The sequence below is a fragment of the Colwellia sp. BRX8-7 genome (assembly GCF_014077275.1).
In the GTDB taxonomy this organism is placed as follows: domain Bacteria; phylum Pseudomonadota; class Gammaproteobacteria; order Enterobacterales; family Alteromonadaceae; genus Colwellia_A.
In genome coordinates this window covers 19,957-28,392 of sequence record NZ_JACGVP010000027.1, presented here as the reverse complement: position 1 = coordinate 28,392, position 8,436 = coordinate 19,957, and the positions used below count along the sequence as shown (strand labels likewise).

The following is an 8,436-nucleotide window of genomic DNA, read 5'->3' as shown; positions in this document are numbered from 1 at the left end:
TCAAGACTTCACATCAGCGATGACAGTTGGCTCAAACTCACCACAAACTTTGAAGGTATATTCACTGGCGCAGTAGGTACCGCAGAGCATTTGTGTGAATTTACTGAGCACGTGGGGTTAAAGCGCGCACACGGTAAAGCAAATGCTCAAGCTTGTTTGAATAGCGCGTAAACATAACTACATTCAAAGGCAGCACTAAGACAGCAAGAAAAATACGGCTACCTTGGGGGAGAAGTAAAGCTTGCCTGAAATTCACTCATTTAATCAACATCTATAAAAATCGATATACAAAGGCTTACAAAATGAAGTACATGCATTGTTGTTGGCCAATGGATAGCAGTGTTTCAGAGCATTATTACTGTGTAGCATTATTATGGGTGGCATAGTAATTTTTTGCATCGCTATTTTGTCGCACTTCACAGTTGATATTATGTGTCACACATTTACTCAATAGCCTTTGACATAAACATACTATATGGATCTTCTTGATAGTTACCAAAAGGGGCACATGGTTGAAAACCAAATTGTTGATAAAGTTTTTGTGCTGGAATAAACGCATCCATAGTACCCGTTTCCAAACTTAATCTTTTATACGAACGAAGAGTCGCTTGTTCAACGATATGCTCTAATATCTTACGAGCAATACCTTTACGTAAAAACTTGGTCGATGTGCGCATAGACTTTATCTCGCAATGATCTTTATCAAGTTCTGTTATAGCGCCAATACCAGCTAAATCTTGATTAACCCATAAACTCCAGAACGTTACATCGGGGTGTTCAAGTGCACGCAAATCTAGCGCGTGAACACTTTCTGGAGGTGAGTGAGCTAGCATATCTTCATGATGTTCTTGTAACAAAGAAATTACAGCTTCATGTCTTAATTCGCCAAGCTTAATATCCATATTGCACCTTTGTTTACCTGTATACCTAACGCCCATTCAGAAGCTAAAATAAGCGAGGCACGAGCAATGGCCAGCTTTTTTAGTCCTTTGGAATACCTTGTTATTTGCTAATTACGAAGAAAATGAACACTATATCTGTAGTAACTTGGGATATGACTATGTTCAATATCAACAACTTTATAGCTATTATATTCTGGATTTTCTGCAATAAACGCCATAGCTTTTTCATATAAAGCAGAATCAGTTCCTTCTTGAAAGTTTACATCTGTAGCCCATTGGGGAGGTGGGCCTCCGTAGTAAATTTTTAAAGTATAAATATCGTTAGTCTTAGCTATAGCCTCGAAGGTTGCTCCATAGGTTGATGTTGTAACGCAAGATGTTGTATTTAGTAAAAGGATTAAAACAACACAAAACTTGATCAATAATTTCATTAACACTCCTATGCTCTAAGGCAAATAACGCCCAATTTACAGGCAAAACTAGTCGGCTAAAATAAATGAACGAAGTGGACAAAAAGCCAACTGTTTTTTGTCCTTGTTTAATTTCTTATTATGTTTCTAATTTAAACGAAGAGTAAGTTTTGCAACCCTACGACCTAAGTGCTTTGCCGTTGCAAGATCAACTTCATGTGCGACACTATTAGTCGTTTGGGAAACGACTCCTAATTGGCAACCTAATCGATTTAAAGTGGAACGATCTGTTCCATATGAAGCATCAATATTCACCCACAACATACCATGCTGACTTGCTAAAGTGGCCATGTATTGCAAAGTACTTGATTGGTCACCATTTAGGCCTGTTCCAGAGGTGAATCCAGCAGAGACTTTATCAGCCCACTCTTGGCTCTGCCAATGTTCACTTGAAGCATCCGCAAAAGCCTTGAATTGAGCTGATACACTTCCCATATATGTTGGGCTTCCAAAGATAATCGCATCGCATAATTTTAGTGCTTTGAATAACTCTTCGTTTTCAAATCTTCCTTCAAGGATTTCGCGCCCTTCAATTTTATGTTCAAGCACAGTTATTCCATGTTCTTGTTTAGCACCTAAAGCTATTGCTCTAGCAAGTTGTCCTGTGACATCACTCTTAGAAAAATAGACTATCGCTATGCGGGACATCGATTTTAAACTCCTTTATTCGATTATGCATAATCAAAACTAACACCTTGTTAAGAGGCAAAACACCGTTGGTTAAAATAAGCGACGATGGAGCAAATAGCCAACTGTTATTTGTCCTGTTTTAATGGCTTGCTAGAGGTAAACGTCCCCGGAAAAAAAGCATTAGCGACTGATTTAAATAACATTACCCACAACGCCAACAAGCCAAACCAATATAATTTTACCCCCTCTGTTTTTAACTCTCGTACTTTGGGTTCCATATATACATATGGAAGTAGAATGTTATTTTTTGATTTTATTTGATGGATTAATCCATCTTCATGCCAAATAGAAACATTAGATCCAACCTTTAAACTTCGTGCTAAGTTTTTACACTTACCCTCACCTATACCAACTGCTGAAAAAGTATCTTGGTATGAGCCAATATTAAGATCGAAGTATGAATATACTTTATCCGTTTCATCATCTATCACTTCTTCTTTATGACATTCAACAAAGTCAATTTTTGTTGAATATTCATGTATGTTCGTTAAATCAGTAACTATATATTTAGGTAATACAAAGGCGAGTACAGCTAAATTGATTAAGATAAAACCCAAAATAAACAGCTTACGTTTTTTTCCATTTCCCTCAGCAGAGAATTCAATGATAAATTCATTTTCATCATCGTCATCGTCTTCCTGATCTTCAATTTCTTGGGCTTTTTTTTCAAACTCTCCATTTTCTTTTCTTCGTTGAATTTCTTCAGATAACTGCTTATATCGCTCAGGAAATTTATCCTTATCGATATTTTGGTTAACATCAAATAATTCATCCAATGTGTAATTTGAATAGTTGATTGACAAGATATTTCCTTTTACCTCTAACGCCCCATTAAGAGGCAAATAATGCTTGGCTAAAATAAGCGACGATGGAGCAAATAGCTAGCTGTTATTTGCCCTGTTTGAATGACTTATATGCCTTTTGTCTATTTAGCGATCAGAACTAGAGCTACTTCCCTTGTTCTGTTGATTTAAAATCTGGGATGTTTTTTCTTTTTCCCATTCTTCACCAAAGGGTTGAAATACCTGGAAAGCGAGGCCAGCAATAAGCGCACCAAAAGATAAGAATACAACAATCAATGGACCTAAATTTTCTCCGTCATTGTAGTTAGGCAACATAAAGAGGAGAAAGATTGCAATTAAAAGTGCCGAGAATGTATAAAAATATTTTATAGATTTAACCTTCTCTTTTGCTTTGTTGTGCTGAGAATGATCTTTAATCATATTCTCATCCCCTTCTGTTTGGAGATTTTTTTCATTATTTATAGCACATATAAGCTCATCAGTTGAGATTTCAAAAACCGCAGCCAAAGACTTCAAGGTTTCAGTTCCAATGCTTTCTCCTTTTTCTACTCTTTGAATGGTGCGAACATTTAAATCGCTTAGTTGCGCCAATTGTTCTTGAGACCAGCGTTTTTCGAGTCTTAATGATTTCATAGGTAACTCCATTTATTGTTGAATGCGGATGCACTATACACCAAGGGCATACTGTCGGTAATGACAAACAGACGACAAATAGCCGACAGACATAAATTTACGCTTACCAACGCCGCATTAAGCCAAAAATTATAGTTGGCTAAAATGTGTGAAGCACAAACAACAGCCAGCTGTTATTTGTCTTGCTTGAGTGGCTTGATATATTCGGTTTTGTCGTTAATCATAATAAGTTTGCTTAAACTGCTAATACTAGAGTCCTTTAGAACAGTTACAAGATAGAATGATGTCTTTAATTTTTTTTCAAAATCAAGCCACTCAAATTCCAAATAAAACCTACCATCTTCACTCTCCTTGACAATTAGCGGATTATCTGGATAAATTGAATCAATAAAATCAGAGTTATCATGAATAAAATAAAAGCCTACATCGGTAATTTTATAAAAGCTATTCTTTGGTAGTGTCACTTCAATTTTTAACTTTCCATGATTACAAGGAAATTGCCCTCTTTCTATATTTATGCTTTTATCTCAGGGGGAAATAAATCACTACTCCACTCTATATCAGCATCTAAATCTATATAAAAATGAGATATCGTACCAGGTGAACAAGCAAAAGCACTAGATGTACAAAAGATTATAAATAGAATAGGAAATAACAGGTATTTCATCAAGTCTCCCGAATACAAAGCCCCATTAAGAGGCTTTAATTGTTGGTTATATTGTGAAGTAAACCCAAGCGGAACCTAACCAACTGTTAAAAGACCTGCTTGAATGGCTTGCTAAATGGATTTGTTATCCACCACCATCTCCGCCACCACAACCAACAACATCACCACTTCCATAATCGGCCCCATTTGAGTTTGTATGATAGTCGGAGTGTGTTTCAGTAAGTGAATCGAAAAACTCATTTATTCTTTTTGCTTTAACGTTTGGATCTGTACTTCTGAATTTGTCCCACGCCATAACTTTTTCCTCAAGAAGAGTACTTATCTTTTTGAACCTTTCAGGGAATGCTTCCCTATCAATATTTTCATATACTTCAGTAAGGTCATCGTATGAAAATTTATCGTAATCTGGCTCAGGTAGCATAATTTAAATTCCATTTAACGCCGCATTAAGCCGAAAATTATAGTTGGCTAAAATGTGTGAAGCACGAACAACAGCCAGCTGTTATTTATCTGTTTGAACGCATTGTTATGTGAAATATATCTCGGTGCTATTCCTCTAAAATAACTTCGAAACCACCGTAGATTAAACGTTTACCATCAAAGGGCATTGGATTTTGATCTGGGTGCATTCTAGGATCTGCCATAATAGCGTCCCAACCAGCATCACGAATTTCCTTTGTCGGCCATACAACAGATGAAAAAACTACAGTTTCATCTTTGCCACATTTTACAGCCATAGGGAAGGATGTAATATCACCATCAGGAACGTTATCTCCCCAACTTTCAGTAATTTTAAGTGCTCTGTGATCTTTGAATACGACCGCAGACAATTTCGCATGTTCAATGTACTTTTCTTTATTTACTGTTGGTACTGCGGCAACAAAACCATCGACATAAGACATATATTATTCCTTTTATACTCTACAGGTTGAAGTTCACATAACGCCCTATTAAGGGGGAGATTGTAGTTGGCTAAAGTATAAAGCGAAGCGAAACTAGCCAACTGTTTATTCTCAATTAAAATTTATATTGTACAATTGCCATATATTGCTTTTGCCTATGTTCCGCTGCTCGACTTTCCCATAAAGTTCTATTTTCATTGTTCGAAGTTGAGTTGATAAATTCAGCGCCTACATTCCAATTTATATCCAGTTGATATCGCCATGCCAACGTAAGGCTATCACCATCGCTGTCATTAGGGTCTTGTCTGTTCTGATCAGTTTCTTTTACTTTGAATTGGTCATGGCGTAGTGAAAATCTATGTGATCCTAATTTATAATTAAACATCACATACCATGAATAAATATCAGTAAACACTCCTGTTTCTTGACTGCCCATACCGGTATCACCAGATAAATACTGAGCTAACAGCCTAAAGTTACTTGTAAATTTATGTTGCATGGCAACGGAATAATATTGGGTTTTCCAAGCATATTGACGATTTTTTTCAATGGCATTTGGATCACCTCTATTATCGTAGTAATAAACTCTCACGTCAGTTTGTTTTAGATAACGCCAATGCCCTCCAACGTAATATCCCCATTTACTATCTGTTTCAATAAAAGGCTCAACAAAATTAGGCGTATTAATAGGGATGTCTTGCTGTGAAAAGTAATCAGAAAAGACAACGGCTTCATTATAAAAAGTTTGCCTATTATGCTGTGCCCAACCACGCCAAACAAGCAAGCTGCCTAAGCCATCATTCGCTTTAAATATAGAGGCTAATGCGGTAAAACTATGAGGGCTATTATGCTTTCTTCCACTTCGAGTGATTGACCACTGAGCACCTAAGGTTCTTTGCTCTTCTGCAATCCAAGAATTAATCGCTGAAAAACTATATGTATAAGGACTTGTCCATCCGGTTGATGTATTTTCGAGTGACATTTGAGGATAAAACATGCCGAATTTAATTTGATGTTTTAAGCCTTTATTTAATGGCGAATAAGTAAAGTAAGCTTCTGTTAAACCGATGCTTTTTTCACCATCCGGATTGTAATTGGCGACAAGATCAAAATTAACATTAGAAATTAAGTCGCCACTTATTTCTATCGCCGCTTGTGTTAGCATCAGTTTATCGTCGTCGTTATACCGTAATATACCCACGCCTTCTTCCTGCCAGCTATTTAACCAAGGCTGATGATAATCGGCTTTAATATATCCTGCTTCAATCACCCCTTTAACCGTTATTTGTGCAGCATTAACTGCAGAACTCAATAGAATAAAGGTGGCTAATAGTGTTTTATTTGTTGTACTAAGCATTATTTTCCTCATAATTGAGTAACTAAGGTAAAACTCACCGCCATGAATCGCCTTACTAATAAAGTAACCTTGTGCTGTTTCAACACCAATTTTATTCAACATCTTAAGACTTTATTTATTTTCAATGCCTTCAGCTACAACACTTAATCCTAAGTTGTGCGCTAAATCAGTGATCGATTTAATAATAATACTATCTTCATTACTTGTAATAAGTTCAAGCACCATAATTTATAGATATTGTACTTATCTTTACAAACGTAAAAAGCGATATCAGAAAATTGCATTAGGCCATCAGCTTTAATAGAGTCTTCTGGATATACTGCTATTGCCATACTGGCCGAGACATCTAATTGTATATTATTTATATCAAAAAACGGCTCGAAAATCTTGACTACTAGTGCGACTAAATCATCAATAAAAATATAAATCGTACTAAAATACGATTTTGTAATGATTTCAAATTAATAGTCATCTAATTCATCATCATCTTCATAGGCTGCATATCTAGGCTTCATCGTCTCTTTTACATTAATGGTGATATTCGTATGACTAGAAACCGTTATTTTTTGAGTAAAAGATTGATCAGCCTCTTGGAGTAATGGATGCCATATTTTCAGTGTGTATTTTCCATCTGGGAGTGCTAAATTAATATTACCCTCACCATCAGTTTTGCCAAACCAAGGGGTATCAACAACATAAACATAACCAACCATCCAGTCATGTATGTTGCAGCCTAGGATCACTTCTCCAACTTTATCAAACAAACGAGGGTCTAATTTTTTCTCACGGTATAGTTGTATTTCAAAAGTTTTCGCTGGTGAAAAGGAATAAACATGATGTTTTATTCTGTCTGAATTGGGAAAATCAATGTTAGTATTTTTATTAACGACTAGGATGTGGGGGGAAAATTGTCGATTAACTTGATCCATAATAGCAGTATAAGGAACCGACAAAGTACTCTCTGCCACGGTAGGTTTTATTTCTGGCTCAGCGAAAACGACTATATTAGACAATGGTTTGTTATCGACATCAATCACTAGAAAGTTTGTATTGCTTGCTTTACAGGCAAAGGAACTAAGAATCATTAAAACAGAAATTATTTTGTAATTAAAAACTCTTACCATAATGCCACTTTCCACGCTTATTATTAAATATCTCTATGTTACAAAATTAACACATTTCACTTATTTATTACTATATTTTACCAAAACAATTGGCCATTCAGACCAAAAAATCAAGAATTTTAGACGGAATACTAAAGAATATTATTCTAATTTAAAAATGTTATTCACTTAACAATACTTGAAGAGAAAATAATTGCGCTCAAGCCATTAGTCATTTTTTCCTTTTAGATCTTTAAAAAGGCGCTAACCACTATTTTTATTCGTAGTAGCAAATCATTTCTTTTCTCCACATAGCTTTTAACAGAAAGCTTCGCCTTTAGAGTCTCAACCAAAAGACAAAATCCAATTATCTTTAATAACTTAACAAAATAAAAAAATCATAATGTAATAAAAAAATTAATAGCTACACTTAGATAAACTGATGAAATTAATAAGTGACGCTTTGAGGAATAAATTAATGATGAGATATAAAGCAGCGGGCATCGCCTCAATAATATTACTATTAATAACACAATCGTACTCACCCAAGGTCATGGCCTATAATATGGCTCAAAACATTTGTGAGTATGTCGCGGCTGACGATAAGAGGAGATTCCGCTCTTTATTAAAAGCACAACGTATAAAAATACGCTCTATTTTTGATGAAATAACCTGTAACGGTAAAAATATATTATTTTTTGCTGCAGCAAGCAACGCTAATGATGTCGGTGAAATGATTATTAAAAAATTGCCGAGAAAAGTATTAGGTGAATTAGTTGATGAATTAATAATTGCCTCGCCAACCTTAGGCACTATAGCTAAAGAAAGAGCCGGTTAAGTGATCTATCAAGTCATATCAAGACAATAATGTTTTTAATCTAGCTCAAATTTACGGGCAGTTATTATGAT

The 8,436-nt window shown here is 35.5% G+C and carries 11 protein-coding genes; 1 reads left to right on the top strand and 10 read right to left on the bottom strand.

All coding sequences use genetic code 11. The features are described 5' to 3' along the window. Positions 1 to 443 precede the first annotated feature (443 nt). The 10 genes from H4J57_RS18380 to H4J57_RS18330 all read right to left on the bottom strand — a co-directional run bounded on the left by H4J57_RS18380 (position 444) and on the right by H4J57_RS18330 (position 7,509). On the bottom strand, positions 444 to 902 hold the full coding sequence (locus H4J57_RS18380) for a GNAT family N-acetyltransferase (protein WP_182243847.1): 459 nt from the start codon (positions 900 to 902) through the stop codon (positions 444 to 446). Between the two features lie 107 nt (positions 903 to 1,009). Then, positions 1,010 to 1,333: a hypothetical protein gene (locus H4J57_RS18375; RefSeq protein ID WP_182218699.1), complete on the bottom strand. Its 324-nt coding sequence runs from the start codon at positions 1,331 to 1,333 to the stop codon at positions 1,010 to 1,012. A 126-nt stretch (positions 1,334 to 1,459) separates the two neighbouring features. After that, a complete protein-coding gene (locus tag H4J57_RS18370) occupies positions 1,460 to 2,020 on the bottom strand; it encodes a flavodoxin family protein (protein WP_182243846.1) in 561 nt (186 codons plus the stop codon). A gap of 107 nt (positions 2,021 to 2,127) precedes the next feature. Further along, entirely contained in the window at positions 2,128 to 2,865 is a 738-nt protein-coding gene (locus H4J57_RS18365) for a hypothetical protein (RefSeq protein ID WP_259366894.1), read from the bottom strand. A gap of 126 nt (positions 2,866 to 2,991) precedes the next feature. Beyond that, complete coding sequence (locus H4J57_RS18360; RefSeq protein ID WP_259366893.1) at positions 2,992 to 3,498, bottom strand: helix-turn-helix domain-containing protein; 507 nt, start codon at positions 3,496 to 3,498, stop codon at positions 2,992 to 2,994. Positions 3,499 to 4,012: 514 nt separating this feature from the next. Next, positions 4,013 to 4,165: a hypothetical protein gene (locus tag H4J57_RS18355; protein WP_182243844.1), complete on the bottom strand. Its 153-nt coding sequence runs from the start codon at positions 4,163 to 4,165 to the stop codon at positions 4,013 to 4,015. A gap of 124 nt (positions 4,166 to 4,289) precedes the next feature. Continuing rightward, positions 4,290 to 4,586, bottom strand: a complete 297-nt coding sequence (locus tag H4J57_RS18350; RefSeq protein WP_182243843.1) for a hypothetical protein — start codon at positions 4,584 to 4,586, stop codon at positions 4,290 to 4,292. 127 nt (positions 4,587 to 4,713) lie between these two features. Continuing rightward, a complete protein-coding gene (locus H4J57_RS18345; protein ID WP_182243842.1) occupies positions 4,714 to 5,067 on the bottom strand; it encodes a DUF1428 domain-containing protein in 354 nt (117 codons plus the stop codon). 115 nt (positions 5,068 to 5,182) lie between these two features. Next, entirely contained in the window at positions 5,183 to 6,526 is a 1,344-nt protein-coding gene (locus H4J57_RS18340) for a hypothetical protein (RefSeq protein ID WP_182243841.1), read from the bottom strand. Between the two features lie 359 nt (positions 6,527 to 6,885). Beyond that, positions 6,886 to 7,509, bottom strand: a complete 624-nt coding sequence (locus H4J57_RS18330) for a methylamine utilization protein (protein ID WP_182243839.1) — start codon at positions 7,507 to 7,509, stop codon at positions 6,886 to 6,888. 496 nt (positions 7,510 to 8,005) lie between these two features. On the opposite strand from H4J57_RS18330, the gene H4J57_RS18325 reads away from it, so the two are divergent. Next, positions 8,006 to 8,365 (top strand): DUF3718 domain-containing protein, encoded by a 360-nt coding sequence (locus H4J57_RS18325; protein ID WP_182231074.1) that lies wholly within the window; start codon positions 8,006 to 8,008, stop codon positions 8,363 to 8,365. The last annotated feature ends 71 nt before the right edge of the window (positions 8,366 to 8,436 follow it).

Coding starts and splice junctions, on each gene's coding strand:
- H4J57_RS18380 (WP_182243847.1), bottom strand. CDS start 902: ATGGATATTAAGCTTGGCGAATTAAGACATGAAGCTGTAATTTCTTTG.
- H4J57_RS18375 (WP_182218699.1), bottom strand. CDS start 1,333: ATGAAATTATTGATCAAGTTTTGTGTTGTTTTAATCCTTTTACTAAAT.
- H4J57_RS18370 (WP_182243846.1), bottom strand. CDS start 2,020: ATGTCCCGCATAGCGATAGTCTATTTTTCTAAGAGTGATGTCACAGGA.
- H4J57_RS18360 (WP_259366893.1), bottom strand. CDS start 3,498: ATGAAATCATTAAGACTCGAAAAACGCTGGTCTCAAGAACAATTGGCG.
- H4J57_RS18355 (WP_182243844.1), bottom strand. CDS start 4,165: ATGAAATACCTGTTATTTCCTATTCTATTTATAATCTTTTGTACATCT.
- H4J57_RS18350 (WP_182243843.1), bottom strand. CDS start 4,586: ATGCTACCTGAGCCAGATTACGATAAATTTTCATACGATGACCTTACT.
- H4J57_RS18345 (WP_182243842.1), bottom strand. CDS start 5,067: ATGTCTTATGTCGATGGTTTTGTTGCCGCAGTACCAACAGTAAATAAA.
- H4J57_RS18340 (WP_182243841.1), bottom strand. CDS start 6,526: ATGTTGAATAAAATTGGTGTTGAAACAGCACAAGGTTACTTTATTAGT.
- H4J57_RS18330 (WP_182243839.1), bottom strand. CDS start 7,509: ATGATTCTTAGTTCCTTTGCCTGTAAAGCAAGCAATACAAACTTTCTA.
- H4J57_RS18325 (WP_182231074.1), top strand. CDS start 8,006: ATGATGAGATATAAAGCAGCGGGCATCGCCTCAATAATATTACTATTA.